This window comes from Microbacterium sp. EG9, assembly GCF_059759475.1.
The window spans coordinates 1,671,368-1,692,905 of record NZ_CM186217.1; the positions used below are offsets into that span (position 1 = coordinate 1,671,368).

A 21,538-nucleotide genomic window follows, 5' to 3' on the forward strand; every position below is an offset into this window, starting at 1 on the left:
CCTCGCGGAGGGCGCGCGGACTACGCTGGTCGAGTGAGTACGCAGAGGGTTTTCGTGGCACGGCTGGTGGGCTGCACCGTCTTCGACCCCGCGGGCGATCGTCTCGGCAAGGTCCGGGACGTCGTCGTCATCTACCGAAAAGACGACCCGCCGCGTGTCGTGGGGCTCGTCGTCGAGATCCCCGGGCGCCGGCACGTCTTCCTCTCGATCGGACGCGTCACCTCGATCCAGTCCGGACAGGTGATCACGACGGGCCTCATCAACGTGCGCCGCTTCCAGCAGCGCGGCGGCGAGGTGCGCGTGATGAGCGAGATGCTCGGGCGCAAGGTGTACTTCACCGACGGCTCCGGCCACGCCGTCATCGAAGACGCGGCGATCGAGCGCAACCGCCTCGGCGAGTGGGACATCGGGCAGCTCTTCCTGCGCAAGCCCCGGACGAGCGCCTCCCCGTTCGCGAAGGGTCCGACGACCTTCGCCAACTGGGGCGACGTCCGCGAGCAGGCCGTGCCCGGCGAAGCGCAGTCCGCCGAGCAGCTCGTCGCGACGTTCTCGGAGCTCAAGCCCGCCGACCTCGCCAACACACTCCTCGACCTTCCCGAGGAACGGCTGCTCGAGGTCGCCGAGGAGTTGTCTGATGACCGTCTCGCGGACGCGCTGGAGGAGATGCCGGAGGACGAGCAGGTCCACATCCTCGAGGCGCTCGGCGATGAGCGCGCCGCGGACATCCTCGATCAGATGGAGCCGGACGACGCGGCCGATGTCCTCGCGCAGCTGCCCGAGGACCAGCGTGAGGAGCTCCTCGAGCTCATGGAGCCCGAGGAGGCGGAAGACGTCCGTGCGCTGCTCAAGTACGGGCCCGATACCGCCGGCGGTCTGATGACGAGCGAGCCGATCGTGCTGTCGGCCGACGCGACCGTGGCCGAGGCGCTCGCGCTCATCCGCCGCCACGAGCTGCACCCCGCCCTCGCGGCGGCCGTCTTCGTCACCCTCCCGCCGTACGAGACACCGACCGGCCGGCTGCTGGGAACCGTCCATTTCCAGCGGATGCTGCGCTATCCCCCGCACGAACGGCTCGGCGCCATCATCGACGACACGCTCGATCCCGTGCCGGTGACCGCCTCCGCCGCCGAGGTCGCGCGCCTGCTCGCGAGCTACAACCTCGTCTCCCTGCCGGTGGTCGACCCGGCGCATCGGCTCGTCGGCGCCGTGAGCGTCGACGACGTGCTCGACTACCTGCTGCCGGAGGACTGGCGTTCCCATGACGGCACCGACGATCCGCTCGTCGTCCCTGCTACCACCGCGACGATCCCGAGGAGGCCCTGATGGCCAAGGCGAAAGACCGCCGCATCCCCTCGCTGGACGCGCCGCGCGGGCGCGCCGGCATGCTCAACCGCACGCCCCAGCCCTCGCGCGACCGGTTCGGCCGGTTCTCGGAGGCGTTCGCGCGGGCGATGGGCACCTCCGGCTTCCTCATCGGGATGTCGGTGTTCGTCATCGTGTGGCTGTGGTGGAACTCGGTGATGCCGCGCGACATCCAGTTCGACGCGGCGGAGAACAACTTCACGCTGCTGACGCTCATCCTGTCGCTGCAGGCCTCCTACGCGGCCCCGCTGATCCTTCTCGCGCAGAACCGGCAGGACGACCGCGACCGCGTCCAGATCGAGCAGGACCGCCAGCGCGCCGAGCGCAATCTCGCCGACACGGAGTACCTGGCGCGCGAGGTCGTCGCGTTGCGGATGGCGATGACGGACGTCTCGGAGCACGTGGTCACCCGCGACGTGCTGCGTCAGGAGCTCAAGGCGCTGCTCGAGTCGCTCGAGGAGTCGCGCGAGACGTCGCCGTCGACCCCGGGCACGGCGCCCGAGTCCTCATGACGGCGCCGCAGGCGCACGACGATCCGGACGCGCTCCGCCGCGACGCCGTGCAGCGCGCGGTCGGGGCGGTCATGGACCCCGAGCTGCGCCGTCCGCTGTCGGAGCTCGACATGGTGCGAGATGTGCGCGTCGTCGGCGACCGCGCCGACGTCGGGATCGCGCTGACGATCGTCGGCTGCCCCGCTGCCGACCGGATCGAGCGCGAGGTGCGATCCGCCGCGGCGAGCGTGCCGGGCATCGCGACCGTCGAGATCGCGGTCGGCGTCATGACGCCCGCGGAGCGCCAGGAGCTCACGGCGCGCCTGCGCGGAGGCCGCGCGGCGCGCACCATGCCGTTCGGCCCCGACTCGCTGACCCGCGTCATCGCGGTCACCAGCGGCAAGGGCGGCGTGGGAAAGTCGAGTCTCACGGCGAACCTCGCCGTCGGCCTGGCCGCCCGCGGTCTCGCCGTCGGTCTCATCGATGCGGACGTGCACGGCTTCTCGATCCCGGCGCTGCTGGGTCTCGTGGATGCCGAGGGTCGCCCGCCCGCGCCGACCCGGATCGACGACCTCATGCTCCCGCCGGTGGCCTTCGGCGTGAAGGCCATCTCCATCGGGATGTTCCTGCCGCGCGACCAACCGGTCTCGGCGGCGGTCGCGTGGCGCGGGCCGATGCTCCATCGCACCGTGCAGCAGTTCCTCACCGACGTCTACTTCGGCGACCTCGACATCCTCCTCATCGACATGCCCCCGGGAACGGGAGACGTGGCCATCTCGGTGGGCCAGCTGCTCCCCCACGCCGAGGTCCTCGTCGTCACGACGCCGCAGACCGCCGCCTCCGACGTCGCGGTGCGCAGCGGACTCGTCGCGGCGCAGACCGGGCAGCGCGTCATCGGCGTCGTCGAGAACATGGCCGCGATGACGCTCCCCGACGGCAGCGTGCTCGACCTGTTCGGCGCCGGCGGCGGCGCGGCGGTCGCGGCATCCCTGTCGGGCGGCGGACACGACGTGCCGCTGCTCGCCTCCGTTCCGCTGAGCGTGGGGCTGCGCCGCGGCGGCGACGAGGGCGTGCCGATCGTGGTCGCCGATCCGGACGATCCCGCCGCGCGGGCCATCACGGCGGTGGCCGACGCTCTGGCGCGCGCTCCGCGAGGCCTCGCCGGCAGATCGTTGCCGCTCACCCTGCGCTGAGCGGCCGGCCGGTCAGGTGGCCTCGTCGTCGTAGGGGACGTCGAGCTCGGGATCGAAGGCGGGGGTGAGCGGCGTCGGCGAGGTGGCGGCGATCGCCGTGCCGACGGCGGCGGCGCGGACGGCGGGAACCGGCGCGTCGTCGAGGAGCGCGTCGCGGATGATGCGGCGCGGGTCGTACTGGCGGGGATCGAGCTTGCGCCACTCGACGTCGTCGAAGTCCTCGCCCAGCTCGTCCTTGACGCGCGTCTTCGCACCGCTCAGCCACTCGCGGGCGCGCACGGTCAGCTTGGCGAGCGTCTCGGCGTAATGCGGCAGCCGCTCGGGTCCGACCAGGAGGGCGGCCACGATCAGGATCAGGACGAGCTTGTCCCAGTCGAGGCCGAAGAACATGACTCCAGGTTACCCGTGCGCCTGCCCGCCGCGACGCGACCGGCACCGTACGCTGGGGGCGGAGGATGAACATGGCCGATCAGGACGCGATCCGCAGGTACGTCGACGAGGTCACCGTCGAACCCGAGGCGATCGAGCGCGCCCGTGCACACGCGCTCGAGCTCGGCGCCGATCCGATCAGCCCCGCCGTCGGCGCGCAGATCGCCGTCATCGCCGCCACGACCGCCGCCCTCAACATCGTCGAGATCGGCACGGGGGCCGGCGTCTCCGGCCTCTGGCTGCTGCACGGCGCCCCCCGGGCGACGCTGACGACGATCGACAAGGAGCCGGAGCATCTCGCCGCCGCCCGCGTCGCCTTCGCGGATGCGAAGGTCCCGCCGGCACGCGCGCGCTTCATCGCCGGACGGGCGACGGAGGTCCTCCCCCGCATGAACGAGGCGTCCTACGACATCGTGCTCGTGGATGCCGATCCGGAAGGCGTCATCGACCACGTCGAGCACGGCCTGCGCCTCGTGCGGGCTGGGGGCACCGTGCTGATCCCGCGCGTGCTCGCCGGCGGAGCGGTCGCCGACCCCGTGCGTCGCGACCCGGTGACGACCGCGTTCCGCACCCTCATCCAGGAGACCCAGTCCTCCCCCGCCGTGCTGGGCGCGCTGTCGATCGTGGGCGAGGGGCTCCTGCAGCTGACGACCGTCGCCGCCGACGCGCGCTGAGCGCGCGGTCCGGCACCGGGGGACGGAAAAGGGTCGGTCCGAAGACCGACCCTTCTCTCGTATCGGAGGAACTCAGGCCGCGCCGACCACGCCGCCGAGCACGCCGTGCAGTTCCTTGGCCTCTTCGTCATTGACCGAGACGACGAGTCGACCGCCGCCCTCGAGGGGAACGCGCACGATGATCAGGCGCCCCTCCTTCACGGCCTCCATCGGTCCGTCACCGGTTCGCGGCTTCATGGCTGCCATCGCGGGCTCCTTTTCGTCATCGGACTACCTGTCAAGTTTATCGGTAAGCCGAGACAGTGGCCGAACGCGGCGTGCCGCGGCGTCATTCTCACGGGATCTGTGTGTACGTGTTCCCGAGTGCGAGCATCTGGTAGATCCACCACCACTGGCCGACGAGACCGAGCACCAGCATCCCCACACGCCAGAGCCGGTGCGGCGGCAGCGCCAGCGCTCCGTAGAGCGGTGCGAGCGGCAGGAGCAGTCGGAAGATGCTCGACTGCGGGAAGAACACGAGCAGCAGGTACAGCAGATACGCGCCGGACCACAGCCGCACCTCGACGCCCAGACGGCGCACGTGCGGCTCGAACAGCAGCAGCGCCGCGACGGCCACGACCGCCACGACGAGTGCGATGTAGCCGAGCACCTCGGGCAGGCCCCACAGCCGGAACCACAGGGCCGCCGCCTGGACGAACCCGTCGAAGGGGACGAAGCCGCCCTCGCCGATCCAGCCGCGACGCCACGACAGCTCCGTCTCCATGTACGCACTCGGGTCACCGGTGACGGCACCGGCGATGAACTGCCAGGAGAAGCCCACCGCGACGGCGAGAAGACCCAGCAGCACGATGTGCACGACCTCGACGGCGGCGAGCGGATCGGTGCGCCGCCGCACCCACCGGTACACCCCGTAGGCGCCCAGCAGGAGGGCGAACGCGAGCACCCCCGGGCGGGTGTAGCCCATCGCCGGGATCAGCAGGTACAGCCATCCGAACCGCCGCAGCTGCAGGCACCGCAGAGCCAGGAACAGCCAGAGCAGGAAGAGCGACTCGGCATAGCCCATCTGAAAGAGGGCCGCCAACGGGGATGCCGCCAGCAGCGCGACCGCCCACAGCGCCGCCGCCGCGTCGATCCGTGCGCGGAGCAGGTGGAAGAGCACCAGGCAGGCGAGGTAGCCGGCGACGATCGCGAGGACGACGGCGGCGAGCGGGTAGTTGCCGCCCAGCACGACCGACAGGGCGCGCGTGAGCGCGGGGTACAGCGGCATGAACGCCCACGCGTTCTGCATGACGTGCCCGGTCCCATCGACCGGGAGCTGATCGGGATAGCCCGCCGTGCCGACGACCCAGTACCACTGGGCGTCCCACCCCATCGACAGCGTGCCGATGTTCGCGTCGGCCCCGAACCTCGAGGTGGGACCCGACAGCTCCGCCGCGATCGCCAGGAACACCGTCGTCACGACCCGCGCGGCGACGTACACCACGGCCACCGCCAGAGCGGGCCGGAGCCTGCCGAGACGGTCGACGGGCGACCATCCGCGCGCCGGCACCCCGGCGTCGGTCAGGGCGCGCTCAGCCACGCGCGCAGCCCACGTTCGACGTCCTCGATCTGCGCGTAGGAGACACGCTCCTCGTCATGGTGCGCGAGGCTCGGATCGCCCGGGCCGTAGTTGACGGCCGGCACGCCCAGCGCCGCGAAGCGCGCCACGTCGGTCCAGCCGTACTTGGGCCGGGCCTCGGCGCCGACGGCCGCCAGGAACTCCTGAGCGAGCGGCGCATCCAGCCCGGGCCGCGCGCCGGCGGCGGCATCGACGATCTCGACGTCGAAGCCCTCCAGCACGCGGCGCACGTGCGCCTCCGCATCCGCGACGCTCCGGCTCGGGGCGAAGCGGAAGTTCACCTCGACCTCGCACAGGTCGGGGATGACGTTGCCCGCGACGCCGCCCGAGATGCGGACGGCGTTGAGCCCTTCGCGGTACACGAGCCCGTCGACCGCGATCTCCCGCGGACGGTACTCGGCGAGGCGCGCGAGGATCGGCGCCGCACGGTGGATGGCGTTCTCCCCCATCCAGGCGCGGGCGCTGTGGGCGCGCACCCCGTGGGTGCGGGCGATGGCGCGGAGCGTGCCGTTGCAGCCGCCCTCGACCTGGCCATTGGACGGCTCGCCCAGGATGGCGAAGTCGGCGGCGAAGAGATCGGGGCGGGTGCGGGCGAGACGGGTGAGGCCGTTGCGGTCGGAATCGACCTCCTCGTTGTCGTACCAGAGCCACGTGATGTCCACGCGCGGCGCGATCAGCTCGGCGGCGAGTTTGAGCTGCACCGCGGTGCCGCCCTTCATGTCCACCGTGCCGCGGCCCCAGAGATGGGGCCGCCCGTCGACCTCGATGTCGCGGGTCGGCAGGTTGGCGTTGATCGGCACGGTGTCGATGTGCCCGGCGATCGCGACCCGACGGTCGCGTCCGAGATCGGTGCGCGCGACGATCGTGTCGCCGTCGCGATACACCTCCAGGTGCGCGAGGGGCGAGATCGCCGCGAAGATGGCGTCGGCGAGCGTGGCCTCGTCGCCGGAGACGCTCGGGATGTCGCAGATCGTGCGCGTGAGGTCGACGGACGAGGCGGACAGATCGAGCACGGGCATGGGCCGAGTCTATCGAGGCCCGCCGCTTCGATAGCCTGGACGCATGAGTGAGCAGCGGACGGTATGGGGCATCGGCCTGGCGACGACGAGCGGCGACGGGACGGTGCTGGACACCTGGTTCCCGGAGGTGCGCCTCGGCGCTCCCACCGACGCCGACGTCGCTGAGGCCGCCGCGACGTGGGGTTCCTTCGCCGAGCCCGACGAGCGCCGCGCGGTCGGGGTCGAGCTCGTCACCGTCGCGGTGGACCTCGATGCGGCGCCCGCCTCGACGCCCGATGCGTACCTGCGCCTGCACGCACTGTCGCACCGCGTCGTCGCGCCCAACGACCTCAACCTCGACGGCATCTTCGGGCACCTGCCGATCGTCGCGTGGACCACCGCGGGTCCCATGCATCCGGGCGATGCGGAGCGGCTCCGGCCGGCCCTGCAGCGCGCCGGCATCCAGGTGCACGGCCTCGACAAGTTCCCGCGCCTGCTCGACTACGTCACGCCGCCGGGCGTACGCATCGCGGACGCCTCCCGGGTGCGCCTGGGCGCGTACCTGTCCCCCGGCACCACGGTCATGCACGAGGGATTCGTCAACTTCAACGCCGGCACCCTCGGCGCGTCCATGGTGGAGGGCCGCATCTCGCAGGGCGTCGTCGTGGGCGACGGCTCGGACATCGGCGGAGGCGCGTCGATCATGGGCACTCTGTCCGGCGGTGGGACGCACCGGGTGTCCATCGGCGCGCGGACACTCCTGGGCGCCAACGCGGGCATCGGCATCTCCCTCGGCGACGACTGCATCGTCGAGGCCGGCCTCTACGTGACGGCGGGCACCAAGATCGTGCTCTCGAACGAGGCGCCGCTGCACGACGGGTCGCGCCCGGTCGTCAAGGGCGGGCAGCTGTCGGGGCAGAACAGCCTGCTCTTCCGGCGGAACTCGCTCACGGGCGCCGTCGAGGCCGTGCGCCGCGAGGGCGTGGGGGTCACCCTCAACGAGGCGCTGCACGCCTGAGAGCCGGCGGCGGCTACGATCTGGTCATGAGCGACCGGATGCCGAAGAAGCCGTACGAACGCGAACTGAAGCGGCTGCAGGCGCAGCTGGTCGACATGCAGGCGTGGGTCCAGTCCACGGGCGCGCGCATCGTCGTCATCTTCGAGGGGCGTGACGCGGCCGGCAAGGGATCCACGATCAGTCGCGTCTCCCAGTACCTCAATCCGCGCGTCACCCGCGTGGTCGCCCTGCCGACGCCGACCGAGCGCGAGAAGTCGGAGTGGTACTTCCAGCGCTACATCGCCCACCTCCCGGCCGCCGGTGAGATCGTCCTGATGGACCGCTCCTGGTACAACCGCGCGGGCGTCGAGCACGTGATGGGGTACTGCACCAACGCCGAATACCATCGCTTCCTGCACCAGGTGCCGATCTTCGAGCGGATGCTGGTGGAAGACGGCATCCTGCTGAAGAAGTACTGGTTCAGCGTCTCCGACGTGGAGCAGGAGAAGCGGTTCCGCTCGCGCAACGACGACCCGATGCGACGGTGGAAGCTCTCGCCCAACGACGTCCTGTCCATCACGAAGTGGGAGGACTACTCGCGCGCGAAGGACACGATGTTCGTGCACACCGACATCCCCGAGTCGCCGTGGTTCGAGGTCGACAACGAGGACAAGCGCCGGGGACGGATCAACATGATCCACCACCTGCTGTCGCAGATCCCCTACGAGGACGTCGAGCGGGCTCCCATCGACATCCCGCCGCGCCCCGCCTCCGGCGGCTATGAGCGGCCCCCGCGCGAACTGCAGAACTACGTGCCGGATTACGCCGCGACGATCGCGCGCTGACCGGCGTCGCAGAATCGGAGTTCGACGACAGCATCGGATGCCGCGGCTCGCGCCGACCGCATCCGTTGCGCGGCTCCGATTCCGTTCAGTCGCGGATGCGGACCGAGAGGCACGTCACGCAGCCCTCGAGCTTCTCGAACTCGGTGATCGGCGTCGCGACCACCGTCAGCCCGCGCGCGGCGTAGCGCTCGGCGGTCTCCGGGGCGTCCGCCGACATCAGCACCTCCGTCGGGCCGAGCACGACCACCGCCGTGCCGTGCTCCTCCGGCACCGCCTCGAAGACGGGGAACGCCGACGGATCGTCGACGAGCGGCTCGTACCCCACCACCGTGCCGTCGGGCAGCGCCGTGACACCGCTCTTGAGGTGCAGCACGCGCTCGACCGGCACCGCGACCACCGTCCACCCGCGCGGGGCGAGCAGCGCGGTCAGCTGGGCGATGCCGTCCGCGTTCGTGCGGGCGGACGCGCCGACGTACACGGTCCGGCCGACCTTCAGGACGTCACCGCCGTCGAGGGTGCCCGGCGCGACGATCTCGGCCGTCTGCAGTCCGGTGTCCGCCAGGGCATCCCGCACCGACGCCGCCTCACCGCGGCGCGACGGCGCGCCGGCCCGGCACAGCACCGCGAGGTCGTCGAAGACGACCACGGCATCCTCGACGAAGACCCCGTCGGGCTGGTCGTCCGCGGGTGCGATCTCCTGGATCTGCCAACCGCGCGAACGGAAGACGTCGACGTACGCCTCCCACTGCCGCTGGGCGAGGTCGGCGTCGACCGACGTGCGACCGATGTGCGTGACCTCGCCGTCGGCGAGGCGGGGCGAGGGACGGCGGACCAGCAGACGCGACATGGCTCGACCCTAGTGGATCCCGCCGAGGCGTCCGCCGGATGCCGCGTCAGCGTGCGCCGGGATAGTCCCGCTCGGCCGCGCCGACGTACAGCTGCTGCGGACGGCCGATCTTCGTCTGCGGATCGTGCTGCATCTCGCGCCAGTGCGCGAGCCATCCTGGGAGCCGCCCGATCGCGAACAGCGGCGTGAACATGCGCGTGGGAAAGCCCATCGCCTTGTAGATGACGCCGGTGTAGAAGTCGACGTTCGGGTACAGCCGGCGCTCCTTGAAGTAGTCGTCCTCCAGGGCGACCTGCTCCAGCTCCTGCGCGAGATCGAGCAGCGGGTCGTGCACGCCCAGCTCGGCGAGGATCTCGTCCGCCGACTCCTTGACGAGCTTCGCGCGCGGGTCGTAGTTCTTGTAGACGCGGTGTCCGAAGCCCATGAGCTTGACACCGTCTTCCTTGTTCTTGACCCGCTCGACGAAGCGCTGCACGCTCTCGCCGGACTCCTGGATGCGCGCGAGCATGTCGAGCACGGCCTCGTTGGCGCCGCCGTGCAGCGGACCGTAGAGGGCGTTGATGCCCGCCGAGATCGACGAGAACTGGTTGGCCCCCGTCGAGCCGACCAGTCGCACCGTCGAGGTCGACGCGTTCTGCTCGTGGTCTTCGTGCAGGATCAGCAGCCGCTCGAGCGCGCGGGAGGTCACCGGGTTCACCTGGTACACCTCGGCGAGGTTGCCGAAGTTCAGCTTCAGGAAGTTGTCGACGAAGCTCAGCGAGTTGTCGGGGTAGAGGAAGGCCTGTCCGATGCTCTTCTTGTGCGCATAGGCGGCGATGACCGGGAGCTTCGCGAGCAGGCGGATCGTGTTGAGCTCGACGTGCTCGGGGTTGTTGGGGTCGGACTGCCCCTCGTAGTAGGTCGAGAGCGCGGCCGTGGCGGCCGAGAGCACCGACATCGGGTGCGCGGTGTGCGGAAGCGACGAGAAGAAGCGCTTGAGATCCTCGTGCAGCAGCGTGTGGTGGCGGATCTTGTCGTCCCAGTCGGCGAGCTCGTCGGCGGTCGGCAGCTCGCCGTAGAGCAGGAGCCAGGCCACCTCGAGGTAGGTGCTGTTCTTCGCCAGCTGCTCGATCGGATACCCGCGGTAGCGCAGGATGCCCTCGTCGCCGTCGATGAAGGTGATGGCCGACTTCGTCGCCGCCGTGTTGACGAAGCCGTAGTCCAGGCTCGTATGTCCGGTCTGCTTCGTGAAGGTCGAGAAGTCGACGCTCGGCACGCCTTCGGTGCCGGTGAGGATCGGCAGTTCTGCGGTGCGGTCACCGACGGTGACCGTGGCCTTCTGGGGGTTTCCCGCGTCGCTCACGAAGCCTCCTTGCGGTCGTTGGGGGATCCTTTACAGCCTACTGGGCGCGCGGGCCTACTCAGATCCACCGCAAAGGAATCGGGAATCCGTAGGAGGAAAACTACGAAGGTCTCAGCGCAGACGCGCAGCCGCGGCGCGGATGCGCTCGTCGCTCGCCGTCAGCGAGAAGCGGACGTGCTGGGGGAAGTGGGCCCCGTAGAAGTGTCCCGGCCCGGCGAGGATGCCGAGCTCCGCCAGGCGGCTCATCGACTCCCACGCATCCACCCCCTCGGTCGCCCACAGGTACAGGCCGCCCTCGGAGTGGTCGATGCGGAAGCCCGCCGCTTCCAGCGCGGGACGGAGGATGTCGCGCCGGACGCGGTAGCGCTCGCGCTGCTCGGCGACGTGGGCGTCATCGCCGAGCGCGACGGTCATCGCCGCCTGCACGGGCGCCGGCAGCATGAGTCCCAGGTGCTTGCGCGCCGTCAGCAACCGCGCGACGAGCGCGTCGTCGCCGGCGAGGAAAGCGGCGCGGTATCCGGCCAGGTTCGACTGCTTGCTGAGGGAGTACACCGACAGGATGCCGCGGCGGTCGGACCCGACCACGCGGGGATCGAGGATGCTCGGCACCGGCTGCGTGGCCCACGGGCCGTCCCAGCCGAGCTCGGCGTAGCACTCGTCGCTCACGACGATGGCACCGATCGCGCGGCCGCGCTCGACCGCCGCGCGCAACGCGTCGACGTCCAGGACGCGTCCGTCGGGGTTGCCGGGCGTGTTGAGCCAGACCAGCCGCGTGCCCTCGGGCCACTCGGCCGGGTCGTCGGCGGCGACCGGCGAGGCGCCGACGAGCTTCGCTCCCACCTCGTACGTCGGGTAGGCCGCGCGGGGGTGGACCACGACGTCGCCCGGACCGAGGTCGAGCAGCAGCGGCAGCAGCGCCACCAGCTCCTTCGACCCGACGGTCGGCAGGACCTCCTGCGTGGTGAGGCCGGGAACGCCGCGGCGACGCGCGTACCAGTCGACGATCGCCTCGCGCAGCGCGGGCGACCCGACCGTCAACGGGTAGGAGTGCGCGTCGGTCGCCGCGCGCAGGGCGTCGGCCACGATCTCCGGGGTCGGGTCGACGGGCGATCCGATGGAGAGGTCGACGATCCCGTCGGGGTGCGCCTTCGCGCGCGCGGCGTAGGGTGCGACGGCATCCCACGGGTAGTCGTCGAGATCGCGGACGGCCATCAGTGCGTCTGCGGGGGAAGGGCCGAGATCACGGGATGGTCCTTCGCGATCACGCCGACCTTGGCCGCGCCACCGGGCGAGCCGATGTCCTCGAAGAACTCGACGTTCGCCGTGTAGTAGTCCTGCCACTCCTCGGGCAGATCGTCTTCGTAGTAGATCGCCTCGACGGGGCAGACCGGCTCGCACGCGCCGCAGTCGACGCACTCGTCGGGGTGGATGTAGAGCGAACGCTCACCTTCGTAGATGCAGTCGACGGGGCATTCGTCGATACAGGCACGATCCTTCACATCCACGCACGGCAGGGCGATCACATATGTCACGTCTTGAGTCTAGTTCGTGCCCGTGGTGTCGTCGTGAAGCGGGGCCGTCCGCCGAGCGGATGCCGGCAGCTGCGGCCAGGCGACGACGATCGCCGCCATCACGGGCACCGCGAAGGTCCAGATCAGCCCGGTCGACAGCTGCCCGTCGGCGGGGGCGGGCACGACGACCGATCCGCCCGGTCCGCGACCCGACAACGCCAGGGTCGTCAGCAGCACGCCGAGCCCCGTGGCCAGGCCCGCCCACCGGTCGCCGGTGAGCAGACGGACGGCGAGAAGGAGCGCGCCCGTGCCGATGACGGCGACGACGAGCCCGACGGGAAGGGCGCCCCAGGAGGCGGCTTGCCCGATCGTCCCCGCGGCGCCGTAGACGAGTCCGATGACGGCGGCGACCGCCCACGTGCCGATCCGTGCGATTCTCACCCGGCGAGTCTACGTCGCCCATCCCCACGCCCGCAGGAGCGCGGCGACGACCGCCGCGGCCACCACGACCACCAGGAACGGCGCGCGCAGGATCAGCAGTCCCGCCGCGATCACGACCGCCGGGACCCGGGCGTCGGCGACGATCTGCTGGCCGACGCCGAGCGTCTGCACCGCCACCAGCGCAGCCAGCAGGGCCACGGTGAGCAGATCGATCGATCGCTGCGCGCGCGGAGCCTCGAACCATCGCGCGGGGATGACGTAGCCCAGCGCCTTGAGGGCGAGGCACAGCAGGGCCGCGACGAGCACCGCGGTCCAGAGCGTCATGTCCTCGCCCTCTCGCCGAACGCGTTGGTCCATCCCACGGCGATCGCCACGACGGCGGCGACCAGCACGGGAATCCCCGGCATGAGCACCGGCGTCAGGGCGGTCGCGACGACCGCCGCGGCGACGCCCACGGCGATCGCCTGCCGACGGCGCAGGCGCGGCCACAGCAACGCCAGGAAGGCGGCAGCCGCGGCCGCATCGAGACCATACGCCCGGGGGTCACCGAGAACGTCGCCCAGCAGGCCGCCGGCGAGCGTGGAGAGGTTCCAGCCGATGTAGATGCCGATACCGGTCACCCAGAACCCGATGCGACGAGCCCGCGGCTCGGAGTGGGCGAGCGCGACCGCGGTCGACTCGTCGATCGTCAGATGCGGCGCGAAGAGGCGCCGCCAGCCGGAGCCGACGACCGGCGCCATCCGCAGACCGTACGCGATGTTGCGCGCCCCCAGCAGCACGGCCGAGGCGATCGCCGCCGGGGCCGCGGCGACTCCCCCGGCGCCGATGACGCCGACGAACGCGAACTGGGATCCTCCCGTGAACATCACGAGGCTGAGCAGGCACGTCTGCCACACGTCCAGCCCGGAGGCCACGGACAGGGCGCCGAACGACACGCCGTAGGCGCTCGTGGCGAGCGCGACGCCGACGCCTTCGCGCCACGCGCGGCGCTCGGCGGCAGTGCGCGCGCTCCCGGCATCCATGGACACCATCATCACGAGCGGACGCGCGTTCGTCAAACCGAACGAATGTTTGCCATACTGAACGACATGGATGCCCTCGGCCCTCGGATCTCGCACGCCCTCCGCCGCGAACGCGACCGCGCCGGGCTGAGCGTGTCGGAGCTCGCCCGTCGGGCCGGTGTCGGCAAGGCCACCGTGTCGCAGCTCGAATCCGGCACGGCCAACCCCAGTGTCGAGACCCTGTGGGCGATCGCGACGGCGCTGGACGTGCCGTTCGCCGTGTTCGTGGCGGAGCCCGACGAGGCCCCCACGCTCATCCGGGCCCGCGACGGCAGCGGCATCCGCGCGTCGGACGCGCCGTACGAGGCGCTGCTGCTGGCGGCGGGGGCTCCGCAGTCGCGCAGCGACCTGTACCTCCTGCGTGCCGAACCCGGATCACCCCGCTCGTCGCAGCCGCACTCCCCCGGCACGACGGAGCACGTCGTCATCGTCACGGGCTCCGCGCTCGTCGGTCCGACGGACGCACCGGTGGAGCTCGGCCCCGGAGACTATCTGCGCTACCGCGGAGATGCTCCGCACGTGTTCGAGGCCCGCCGCCCCGGCACCACCGCCGTCCTCGTCTCCGAGGTGCGCTGACCCCGCCGCGAGCCGCTATCCCCCGGCCGAGCCGCCACGCTCCGGCCGCACCGCCGGATGGCGGCTCGGCCGGAGCGTGGCGGTTCGGCGACGGGCGGCGCGCTTACGCGCCGGCGTCCTGGCGCTTCGCGCGGGAGGCGGCGCGGCCGCGCTCGGTCGCGTCGAGCACGACCTTGCGGATGCGCACCTTCTCGGGGGTGACCTCGACGCATTCGTCGTCGCGCGCGAACTCGAGCGACTCCTCCAGCGTGAGCACGCGCGGCGGCGTCATCGACTCGAAGGAGTCGGAGGTCGACGAGCGCATGTTCGTCAGCTTCTTCTCCTTCGTGATGTTGACGTCCATGTCGTCGGCGCGTGAGTTCTCGCCGATGACCATGCCCTCGTAGACCTCTTCGGTCGGCTGCACGAAGAAGCTCATGCGCTCCTGCAGCGCGATCATCGCGAACGGCGTGACGACGCCCTGGCGGTCCGCGACGATCGAGCCGTTCTGGCGCGTCGTGATCTGACCGGCCCAGTCGTCGTACCCGTGCGAGATCGCGTTGGCGATGCCGGTGCCGCGCGTGATCGTGAGGAACTCGCTGCGGAAGCCGATGAGACCGCGCGAGGGCACGACGAACTCCATGCGCACCCAGCCGGTGCCGTGGTTGGTCATCGTGTCCATGCGACCCTTGCGGGCGGCCATGAGCTGGGTGATCGCGCCGAGGTGCTCCTCGGGGGCGTCGATCGTCAGGTGCTCGAACGGCTCCTTGAGCTTGCCGTCCTCGCCGCGGCGGGTGACCACCTGCGGCTTGCCGACCGTGAGCTCGAAGCCCTCGCGACGCATGTTCTCGACGAGGATGGCGAGGGCCAGCTCGCCGCGGCCCTGCACCTCCCAGGCGTCGGGGCGTCCGATGTCGACGACCTTGAGCGAGACGTTGCCGATGAGCTCACGGTCGAGGCGGTCCTTCACCATGCGCGCCGTCAGCTTGTGCCCCTTGACCTTGCCCATCAGCGGCGACGTGTTCGTGCCGATGGTCATCGAGATCGCGGGGTCGTCCACCGTGATGGCCGGCAACGGCCGCACGTCCTCGGGGTCGGCGATCGTCTCGCCGATCGTGATGTCCTCGATGCCGGCGATGGCGACGATGTCGCCGGGGCCGGCGGACTCGGCCGGGTAGCGCTCGAGCGCACGGGTCTTCAGCAGCTCGGTGATCCGTGCGTTGGAGTGCGTGCCGTCATGGCGCACCCACGCGACGGTCTGGCCCTTCTTCAGGGTGCCGTTGAAGACGCGCAGCAGCGCCAGGCGGCCGAGGAACGGCGAGGAGTCGAGGTTGGTGACCCAGGCCTGCAGGGGCGCCTCGTCGTCGTACGCGGGAGCCGGGACGTGCTCGAGGATCGCCTCGAACAGCGGCTCGAGGTCGTCGTTGTCGGGCAGCTCGCCGTTGGCGGGACGGTTGCGCGAGGCGGCGCCGGCACGGCCGGACGCGTAGACGACGGGAACGTCCAGCAGGGCGTCGACGTCGAGGTCGGGCACGTCGTCGACGAGGTCGCCGGCGAGACCCAGCAGAAGGTCGTGCGCCTCCTCCTCGACCTCGGCGATGCGCGCGTCGGGGCGGTCGGTCTTGTTGACCAGCAGGATCACCGGCAGCTTCGCCTCCAGCGCCTTACGCAGGACGAAGCGCGTCTGCGGCAGAGGGCCCTCCGAGGCATCCACCAGCAGCACGACGCCGTCGACCATCGACAGACCGCGCTCGACCTCGCCGCCGAAGTCGGCGTGGCCGGGGGTGTCGATCACGTTGATCGTGACCGGCACCTCGGTGTGCAGGCCGTTGTAGGTGATCGCCGTGTTCTTGGCGAGGATCGTGATGCCCTTCTCGCGCTCGAGGTCGTTCGAGTCCATCGCCCGCTCCTCCATGTGCTCGTGAGAGCCGAACGAGCCGGTCTGACGGAGCATGGCATCCACGAGCGTCGTCTTGCCGTGGTCGACGTGCGCGACGATCGCGACGTTGCGGAGATCCGGACGGAGGGCGTGCGCCATGGAGATGACCTAACGAGAAAGGGAGACGCTCCGAGCAGAGCGCCTCCCATTCTACAAGCCGGATGCCGCGGCGTCCCCCGCGGCATCGCCGGTGCCGACCGTCACGCCGGAGCGGCGTCTCCGGGAACCTCGTCGGCGTCGACGCCGGCGGCCAGATCGGCCAGGCGCCGGTCGCGACGCTCGCGCTGGATCTCCGGGTCGGGGACGGGGACGGCGGCCAGCAGCCGCTTGGTGTACGCCTGCTGCGGGCGGCGCATGATCTGGTCGCGGCTGCCCACCTCGACGAGCGCGCCGTGGCGCATCACGGCGATGCGGTCGGCGAGCTCGTCGATGACGGCGAGGTCGTGGCTGATGAACAGGCACGCGAACCCGCGCTCGCGCTGGAGGTCCTTCAGCAGCTCGAGCACCGTCGCCTGCACCGAGACGTCCAGCGCGCTGGTGGGCTCGTCGGCAACGAGCACCTTCGGGTTCAGCGCGAGCGCGCGGGCGATGCCGACACGCTGCTTCTGGCCGCCGGAGAGCTCGTGCGGGTAGCGCGAGGCGTACTCGCGCGGCAGGCGCACCGAGTCCAGCAGCGCCCGGACGCGCTTGTCGAGCGGGGCGCCCTTGATCTTCTCCGACAGCAGGATCGGCTCGGCGATGGAGTCGCCGATGGTCATGCGCGGGTTCAGCGAGCTGGAGGGGTCCTGGAAGACGATGCCCACCTCGTGGTGCAGCGCGTGCAACTGATCGCGGCCGGCCTTCGAGATGTCCATCCCGGCCACCTCGAGACGTCCGGAGTGGATCGGCAGCAGGCCGATCGTCGCGCGTCCGATCGTCGTCTTGCCCGACCCCGACTCGCCGACGAGGCCCAGCACTTCGCCCTGATAGATCTTCAGGTCGATGTGGTCCGCCGCGCGGAAAGCCGGCACGCGGCCGCGCTTGGGGTACTCGATCGCGACGTCGTCGAAGGAGACGACGACCGGAGCGGTCGGATGGGCCGCCTCGGGAGCCTGCAGGTCCTCGGTGGTGATCCGCGGCACGGCCGCCAGGAGCGCACGCGTGTACGGATGCTGCGGATCGGCGAACACCTCGGCCACGGCGCCCGTCTCGACGATGTCGCCCTGACGCATGACCACGATGCGGTCGGCCATGTCGGCGACGACGCCCATGTCGTGCGTGATGAGCAGGATCGCGGAGCCGAGCCGGTCCTGCAGCTTGCGCATCAGCTCGAGGATCTCGGCCTGCACCGTCACGTCGAGGGCCGTGGTGGGCTCGTCGGCGACCAGCAGCAGCGGGTCGCAGGACAGCGACTGCGCGATCATCGCGCGCTGGCGCTGACCGCCGGACAGCTGATGGGGGTAGGAGTCGAACGCCTTCACCGGGTCGGGCAGCTCGACGAGGGTCAGCAGCTCGATCGCTCGGGCCTTGGCCTCCGCCGGGGAGACACCGAAGTGCTGGCGCAGGGTCTCCACGATCTGGAACCCGACGGTCAGCACCGGGTTCAGCGCGGTCATCGGCTCCTGGAAGATCATCGAGATCTGGTTGCCGCGGATCTCCTGCATGTCGCGCGGCTTCATCCCGATCAGCTCGCGGCCGTCGAGCTTCGCACTGCCGCTCACCCGCGAGTTCTTCGGGAGGAGACCGAGCAGCGACATCGACGAGACGCTCTTGCCCGAGCCGGACTCGCCGACGATGGCGAGCACCTCCCCCGAGGCGATCGAGTACGACACGTGCCGCGCCGCGGGCACCCAGTAGCCGTCGACGCCGAAGTCGACATTGAGGTCCGTGACCTCGAGCACCGGGCCGCGATCCGGCTGGTGCGCCTCAGTGGTGGGCAGCATGCCGCGGGACGTTCTCATCGGCGGGTTCCTTCTGTTGTGCGTGCGAACGGACTCGTGATCCGGGATGCGACGATGGGGGGATGACGGAAGATGTGCGCCAGTACCGGTCGACCACCAACACCGTGATCTCGATCGGCGCGTGGGCGGCGATCGCCGTGGGGGCGATGCTCGTCGTGCTGGTGGGCGCGGCGCGGACGTCGGCGTACCTGTGGGGTCTGGTGCCGCTGGCTCTGCTGGCCGTGCTGGTCGCCGAGCTGTTCTGGCGTCCGCGCATCCACTGGGATGACGCCGCCATCACGCTCGTCAACCCGTACGCGACCGTCGAGATCCCGTGGACGATCGTGGTCGACATCGACACGCGCTTCGCCCTGACCGTCGTCACGCCGGGCCGGCGGTACCGGTCGTCGGCGGCTCCGGCCGCCGGCGCGCTCACGCGACCCCGCGGCGGGCGCGACAGCCTCGGACCGCACCAGGAGGGCGGCGTCCTGCGCAAGTCCGACGCGCTGGGCACCGACTCGGGCGACGCCGCCTACATCGTGCGCGGCGTCTGGAGCGCACTGGTCGAACAGGAGCGCATCCCGCTCGGGCGCGCGGCCAGCGACCGCGCCCACACCCGCGTTCACGTCGGCGCCATCGCGCTCACCGTGCTGCTGGTCGGCGCGACGTTCCCGGCGCTGCTGAACCTCTGACCGCATCCGGCTTACTCCGGATCCTGCAGGGTCGGCGTTCCGGTCCGGGGGTTCTGCGCACCGGCATCCATCAGCGACGTCGGCGGCGCGACATCCGGCTCGACGCCGTTCGCACGGTCCTTCGTGCGACGGCGGGAGAACCGGCGGCTGCGCGGGTCGAACGCCTCGCGCAGCGCGTCGCCGAAGATGTTCGCCGACAGCGCCAGGACGACGATGAACAGGGCGGGCCACCAGAACAGCCACGGACGCACGGTGAACGCCGACTGGTTCACGCCGATGAGCAGACCCAGCGACACATCAGGAGAGCGGATGCCGTAGCCCAGCAGCGAGATCGCCGCCTCGAGCAGGATCGCGCCGGCCGCCAGGAGCGAGCCCGAGACGATGATGACGCCGGTCGCGTTGGGCAGGATGTGGCGGAAGATGATCCGGGCGTCGGAGGCGCCGGCCACGCGCGCGGCCTCCACGAACTCGCGCTCGCGCAGCGAGAGGAACTCGCCGCGCACCAGACGGGCGATGACCATCCAGCTGAAGAAGCCGAGCATGATGCCGAGCACCCACACGCCGACGGCGCCGGCCCAGTTTCCGACGACCGCCGCGATGACGATGGCCGGGATCACGATGAACACGTCCGTCAAACGCATGAGGACGGCATCCACCCACCCGCGGAAGTAGCCGGCGATGGCGCCGACGGTCACACCCACCACGAGCGCGATGCCCGTGATGAGCACCATGGCGACGAACGAGTTCTGGATGCCGCGCATCGTCATCGCGAAGTAGTCGCGACCGATGCGGTCCTGGCCGAAGGGGTGGTCGCCGAGCGAGAACGGGATCAGCGTCAGCGTCGGCTCGCCGCCGTTCACGCTGTTCGACAGGTCGTACCAGTTGTACTTCCACCAGCCCGGGATGGGGCCCACGCCGACGGCGCTCGTCGCGAACGCGACGACGGCCAGCAGCACGATGGCGGCGATGAGGCCGACCTTCTGCGAGAGGAAGCGACGCCAGATGATGCGGCTCTGGCTGACCGAGCGCGTCTCCTCGACGTCACCGGGGGCTTCGGAGATGGTGCTGGACATCAGCGGACCCTCACTCTCGGGTCGAGTGCCGCATACGCGAGATCGGCAAGGAAGTTGAACAGGATGGCCATGAAGGCGATGACGATGAAGTAGCCCATCACGGGGTACAGGTCACCCGGCCCCAGGGATCTCTGGAACAGGGCGCCCATGCCGGGGATCGCGAAGATGAACTCGGTGATGATCGCCCCACCCAACAAGCCGCCGAGGTCCGTCGCGACCAGCGTCGTGATGGGGATCAGCACGTTGCGGAACGCGTGACGGACGACGACGACGCGCTCGGGCATGCCCTTGGCGCGGGCGGTGCGCACGTAGTCCTGGCTGAGCACCTCGATCATGCCCGCGCGCGCGTAGCGCGTGTAGCCGGCGAACGAGATCGTGAGCAGCGACACCGTGGGAAGCAGCAGGTGGAAGAAGACGTCGAGACCGACGCGCCACATGTTGTCCGGGGCGTAGCCGGGGGTGGACGAGCCGACGGTCGCGATCGGGCGACCGTTCATGTCGTCCATGTACCCGGGGAAGGACTGCATGAAGCGGTCGATCAGGATGATGACGCTGACCAGGATCGCGACGAGCACCCCGATGCGCATGTTCTGCGCGCGGTCGTCGCCGCCGACGAAGAAGCCGGTGGCGAGTCCGACCGCGAGGGCGATCACGAACAGGATGACGAGCGTCCAGAAGGTCGAGACGTCGAACAGGCCCTGGAGCGCGAAATAGCAGACGATGCCGACGACGGCGACGATGCCGGCGGTCAGCAGCGCACGGCGCTGGCGCAGCCCCGCGATGAGGAGGGTCACGCCGAGCGCGGCTCCCGCGCTCAGCACGATCACGCCGATGGGTCCGAACCCGGGGGTGAGGAACCAGCCGGTGGCGCTCATGTACAGCAGCAGGCCCGCGGTGAGCACGAAGCTCGTTCCCCCGGAGGTCAGCCGCCGGCGGGCGTCCCCGCCCACCACGGCTTGGACGATGAGGGCGACCACGAGTCCGATGACGATCGAGACCACGATGGGGATCACCGGATCCTGCAGGAAGTCGTTGAAGCCGATCGCGACGAAGTTCTTCAGCAGCGCGGCCGCGAGGAACGACGGCAGCGAGTACAGGAACAGGCTCAGCACCGTGAAGGACACGTCGAAGCCGCTGTTCTCGCGAAGGGCGGAGAGGATGCCGGTGGAGATACCGAACAGGATGGCCAGCAGCAGCGCCGCTGTGACCATCTGAACCGTGGAGACCATGGCGATCGGCAGGACGTCCGTCACGGGCGCGCCCTGGAACGTGGTGCCGAGGTCGCAGGCGTTGGCGAACGGGATGAGGCACTTGGCGGCTCCCCCGACCCACATCGCCCACCGCAGCGGCGGCGCCACATCGAGGTTGGCGAGCTGGATGCGCGCCTCGATGAGCTGCTGCTTGTTGGGGTTGTTCGACGCGCGCAGATCCTCGAGCGGATCCGTGGACAACGCGACGAGGTTGAACATCACGAAGGATGCCGCAAGAAGGATGAGGATCGACACACCGACCCTACGGAGAATGAAACCGACCAAAGGTCACTCACTTCGA

Annotated in this window: 23 protein-coding genes; 8 read left to right on the forward strand and 15 right to left on the reverse strand. The window is 70.5% G+C overall.

The genetic code is table 11. The features are described from left to right. Positions 1-33: 33 nt before the first annotated feature. Genes AC6CQV_RS07890 through AC6CQV_RS07900 form a run of 3 tightly spaced genes read left to right on the forward strand, consistent with a single transcriptional unit; the run spans position 34 to position 3,046 of the window. Positions 34-1,323 (forward strand): magnesium transporter MgtE N-terminal domain-containing protein, encoded by a 1,290-nt coding sequence (locus tag AC6CQV_RS07890; protein ID WP_060960164.1) that lies wholly within the window; start codon positions 34-36, stop codon positions 1,321-1,323. Then, entirely contained in the window at positions 1,323-1,874 is a 552-nt protein-coding gene (locus AC6CQV_RS07895) for a DUF1003 domain-containing protein (protein WP_498259171.1), read from the forward strand. The genes AC6CQV_RS07890 and AC6CQV_RS07895 overlap by 1 nt, the downstream gene beginning before the upstream one ends. After that, the gene (locus tag AC6CQV_RS07900; protein ID WP_101306066.1) at positions 1,871-3,046 is read left to right on the forward strand and encodes an Mrp/NBP35 family ATP-binding protein; all 1,176 of its coding nucleotides are present in this window, start codon (positions 1,871-1,873) and stop codon (positions 3,044-3,046) included. Before AC6CQV_RS07895 ends, AC6CQV_RS07900 begins: the two co-directional genes overlap by 4 nt. Positions 3,047-3,058: 12 nt before the next feature. On the opposite strand, the gene AC6CQV_RS07905 is transcribed toward AC6CQV_RS07900, so the two are convergent. Next, on the reverse strand, positions 3,059-3,436 hold the full coding sequence (locus AC6CQV_RS07905) for a twin-arginine translocase TatA/TatE family subunit (protein WP_060960161.1): 378 nt from the start codon (positions 3,434-3,436) through the stop codon (positions 3,059-3,061). A 71-nt stretch (positions 3,437-3,507) separates the two neighbouring features. Here AC6CQV_RS07905 and AC6CQV_RS07910 point away from each other — a divergent pair, with 71 nt between their 5' ends. Then, entirely contained in the window at positions 3,508-4,149 is a 642-nt protein-coding gene (locus AC6CQV_RS07910) for an O-methyltransferase (protein WP_498259172.1), read from the forward strand. A gap of 72 nt (positions 4,150-4,221) precedes the next feature. Here AC6CQV_RS07910 and AC6CQV_RS07915 read toward each other — a convergent pair whose 3' ends face one another. From AC6CQV_RS07915 to dapE, 3 genes are all read right to left on the reverse strand, one after another. Beyond that, the gene (locus AC6CQV_RS07915; RefSeq protein ID WP_082734206.1) at positions 4,222-4,395 is read right to left on the reverse strand and encodes a DUF3117 domain-containing protein; all 174 of its coding nucleotides are present in this window, start codon (positions 4,393-4,395) and stop codon (positions 4,222-4,224) included. An 88-nt stretch (positions 4,396-4,483) separates the two neighbouring features. Continuing rightward, positions 4,484-5,728 carry a hypothetical protein gene (locus AC6CQV_RS07920; RefSeq protein ID WP_498259173.1) on the reverse strand — a complete coding sequence of 415 codons (1,245 nt, stop codon included), beginning with the start codon at positions 5,726-5,728 and terminating at the stop codon, positions 4,484-4,486. Beyond that, complete coding sequence (gene dapE / locus AC6CQV_RS07925) at positions 5,710-6,786, reverse strand: succinyl-diaminopimelate desuccinylase (protein ID WP_060960202.1); 1,077 nt, start codon at positions 6,784-6,786, stop codon at positions 5,710-5,712. The genes AC6CQV_RS07920 and dapE overlap by 19 nt, the downstream gene beginning before the upstream one ends. 43 nt (positions 6,787-6,829) lie before the next feature. Here dapE and dapD point away from each other — a divergent pair, with 43 nt between their 5' ends. Further along, on the forward strand, positions 6,830-7,783 hold the full coding sequence (gene dapD / locus AC6CQV_RS07930) for a 2,3,4,5-tetrahydropyridine-2,6-dicarboxylate N-succinyltransferase (RefSeq protein ID WP_498259174.1): 954 nt from the start codon (positions 6,830-6,832) through the stop codon (positions 7,781-7,783). Positions 7,784-7,821: 38 nt separating this feature from the next. Continuing rightward, positions 7,822-8,607, forward strand: coding sequence for a polyphosphate kinase 2 (gene ppk2 / locus AC6CQV_RS07935; protein ID WP_205283558.1), 786 nt, complete (start codon positions 7,822-7,824; stop codon positions 8,605-8,607). Positions 8,608-8,692: 85 nt separating this feature from the next. Here the strand turns inward: ppk2 and ddaH are convergent, their stop codons facing one another. The 7 genes from ddaH to AC6CQV_RS07970 all read right to left on the reverse strand — a co-directional run bounded on the left by ddaH (position 8,693) and on the right by AC6CQV_RS07970 (position 13,770). Then, positions 8,693-9,454: a dimethylargininase gene (gene ddaH / locus AC6CQV_RS07940; RefSeq protein ID WP_498259175.1), complete on the reverse strand. Its 762-nt coding sequence runs from the start codon at positions 9,452-9,454 to the stop codon at positions 8,693-8,695. Between the two features lie 46 nt (positions 9,455-9,500). Beyond that, positions 9,501-10,796, reverse strand: a complete 1,296-nt coding sequence (locus tag AC6CQV_RS07945; protein WP_060960156.1) for a citrate synthase — start codon at positions 10,794-10,796, stop codon at positions 9,501-9,503. 111 nt (positions 10,797-10,907) lie between these two features. After that, on the reverse strand, positions 10,908-12,008 hold the full coding sequence (gene dapC / locus AC6CQV_RS07950; protein WP_060960155.1) for a succinyldiaminopimelate transaminase: 1,101 nt from the start codon (positions 12,006-12,008) through the stop codon (positions 10,908-10,910). Further along, complete coding sequence (gene fdxA / locus AC6CQV_RS07955; protein WP_060960154.1) at positions 12,008-12,328, reverse strand: ferredoxin; 321 nt, start codon at positions 12,326-12,328, stop codon at positions 12,008-12,010. The genes dapC and fdxA overlap by 1 nt, the downstream gene beginning before the upstream one ends. A 9-nt stretch (positions 12,329-12,337) precedes the next feature. Next, positions 12,338-12,748 carry a hypothetical protein gene (locus AC6CQV_RS07960; RefSeq protein ID WP_060960153.1) on the reverse strand — a complete coding sequence of 137 codons (411 nt, stop codon included), beginning with the start codon at positions 12,746-12,748 and terminating at the stop codon, positions 12,338-12,340. 9 nt (positions 12,749-12,757) lie between these two features. Next, the gene (locus AC6CQV_RS07965; protein WP_191008405.1) at positions 12,758-13,072 is read right to left on the reverse strand and encodes an AzlD domain-containing protein; all 315 of its coding nucleotides are present in this window, start codon (positions 13,070-13,072) and stop codon (positions 12,758-12,760) included. Continuing rightward, on the reverse strand, positions 13,069-13,770 hold the full coding sequence (locus tag AC6CQV_RS07970) for an AzlC family ABC transporter permease (protein ID WP_498259176.1): 702 nt from the start codon (positions 13,768-13,770) through the stop codon (positions 13,069-13,071). Before AC6CQV_RS07970 ends, AC6CQV_RS07965 begins: the two co-directional genes overlap by 4 nt. A 66-nt stretch (positions 13,771-13,836) precedes the next feature. Between AC6CQV_RS07970 and AC6CQV_RS07975 the strand changes: the two genes are divergently transcribed. Next, the gene (locus tag AC6CQV_RS07975; RefSeq protein WP_174524674.1) at positions 13,837-14,385 is read left to right on the forward strand and encodes a helix-turn-helix domain-containing protein; all 549 of its coding nucleotides are present in this window, start codon (positions 13,837-13,839) and stop codon (positions 14,383-14,385) included. A gap of 103 nt (positions 14,386-14,488) precedes the next feature. Here the strand turns inward: AC6CQV_RS07975 and typA are convergent, their stop codons facing one another. Together typA and AC6CQV_RS07985 are read right to left on the reverse strand one after the other, a co-directional pair. Continuing rightward, the gene (gene typA, locus AC6CQV_RS07980) at positions 14,489-16,402 is read right to left on the reverse strand and encodes a translational GTPase TypA (protein ID WP_061782245.1); all 1,914 of its coding nucleotides are present in this window, start codon (positions 16,400-16,402) and stop codon (positions 14,489-14,491) included. A gap of 101 nt (positions 16,403-16,503) precedes the next feature. Further along, positions 16,504-18,243, reverse strand: coding sequence for an ABC transporter ATP-binding protein (locus tag AC6CQV_RS07985; RefSeq protein WP_060960150.1), 1,740 nt, complete (start codon positions 18,241-18,243; stop codon positions 16,504-16,506). A 62-nt stretch (positions 18,244-18,305) separates the two neighbouring features. On the opposite strand from AC6CQV_RS07985, the gene AC6CQV_RS07990 reads away from it, so the two are divergent. Beyond that, entirely contained in the window at positions 18,306-18,914 is a 609-nt protein-coding gene (locus AC6CQV_RS07990) for a hypothetical protein (protein WP_492491162.1), read from the forward strand. Positions 18,915-18,925: 11 nt separating this feature from the next. On the opposite strand, the gene AC6CQV_RS07995 is transcribed toward AC6CQV_RS07990, so the two are convergent. Both AC6CQV_RS07995 and AC6CQV_RS08000 read right to left on the reverse strand, forming a co-directional pair. Next, a complete protein-coding gene (locus tag AC6CQV_RS07995) occupies positions 18,926-19,987 on the reverse strand; it encodes an ABC transporter permease (protein ID WP_060960148.1) in 1,062 nt (353 codons plus the stop codon). After that, a complete protein-coding gene (locus AC6CQV_RS08000) occupies positions 19,987-21,492 on the reverse strand; it encodes an ABC transporter permease (protein WP_191008404.1) in 1,506 nt (501 codons plus the stop codon). Before AC6CQV_RS08000 ends, AC6CQV_RS07995 begins: the two co-directional genes overlap by 1 nt. Between the last annotated feature and the right edge of the window lie 46 nt (positions 21,493-21,538).

Bases quoted from the DNA above. Each gene is read 5' to 3' on its own strand.
- AC6CQV_RS07895 (WP_498259171.1), top strand. From the start codon at position 1,323: ATGGCCAAGGCGAAAGACCGCCGCATCCCCTCGCTGGACGCGCCGCGC.
- AC6CQV_RS07900 (WP_101306066.1), top strand. From the start codon at position 1,871: ATGACGGCGCCGCAGGCGCACGACGATCCGGACGCGCTCCGCCGCGAC.
- AC6CQV_RS07905 (WP_060960161.1), bottom strand. From the start codon at position 3,436: ATGTTCTTCGGCCTCGACTGGGACAAGCTCGTCCTGATCCTGATCGTG.
- AC6CQV_RS07910 (WP_498259172.1), top strand. From the start codon at position 3,508: ATGGCCGATCAGGACGCGATCCGCAGGTACGTCGACGAGGTCACCGTC.
- AC6CQV_RS07915 (WP_082734206.1), bottom strand. From the start codon at position 4,395: ATGGCAGCCATGAAGCCGCGAACCGGTGACGGACCGATGGAGGCCGTG.
- dapE (WP_060960202.1), bottom strand. From the start codon at position 6,786: ATGCCCGTGCTCGATCTGTCCGCCTCGTCCGTCGACCTCACGCGCACG.
- dapD (WP_498259174.1), top strand. From the start codon at position 6,830: ATGAGTGAGCAGCGGACGGTATGGGGCATCGGCCTGGCGACGACGAGC.
- ppk2 (WP_205283558.1), top strand. From the start codon at position 7,822: ATGCCGAAGAAGCCGTACGAACGCGAACTGAAGCGGCTGCAGGCGCAG.
- ddaH (WP_498259175.1), bottom strand. From the start codon at position 9,454: ATGTCGCGTCTGCTGGTCCGCCGTCCCTCGCCCCGCCTCGCCGACGGC.
- dapC (WP_060960155.1), bottom strand. From the start codon at position 12,008: ATGGCCGTCCGCGATCTCGACGACTACCCGTGGGATGCCGTCGCACCC.
- AC6CQV_RS07965 (WP_191008405.1), bottom strand. From the start codon at position 13,072: ATGACGCTCTGGACCGCGGTGCTCGTCGCGGCCCTGCTGTGCCTCGCC.
- AC6CQV_RS07970 (WP_498259176.1), bottom strand. From the start codon at position 13,770: ATGGATGCCGGGAGCGCGCGCACTGCCGCCGAGCGCCGCGCGTGGCGC.
- AC6CQV_RS07975 (WP_174524674.1), top strand. From the start codon at position 13,837: ATGGATGCCCTCGGCCCTCGGATCTCGCACGCCCTCCGCCGCGAACGC.
- typA (WP_061782245.1), bottom strand. From the start codon at position 16,402: ATGGCGCACGCCCTCCGTCCGGATCTCCGCAACGTCGCGATCGTCGCG.
- AC6CQV_RS07985 (WP_060960150.1), bottom strand. From the start codon at position 18,243: ATGAGAACGTCCCGCGGCATGCTGCCCACCACTGAGGCGCACCAGCCG.
- AC6CQV_RS07990 (WP_492491162.1), top strand. From the start codon at position 18,306: ATGACGGAAGATGTGCGCCAGTACCGGTCGACCACCAACACCGTGATC.
- AC6CQV_RS07995 (WP_060960148.1), bottom strand. From the start codon at position 19,987: ATGTCCAGCACCATCTCCGAAGCCCCCGGTGACGTCGAGGAGACGCGC.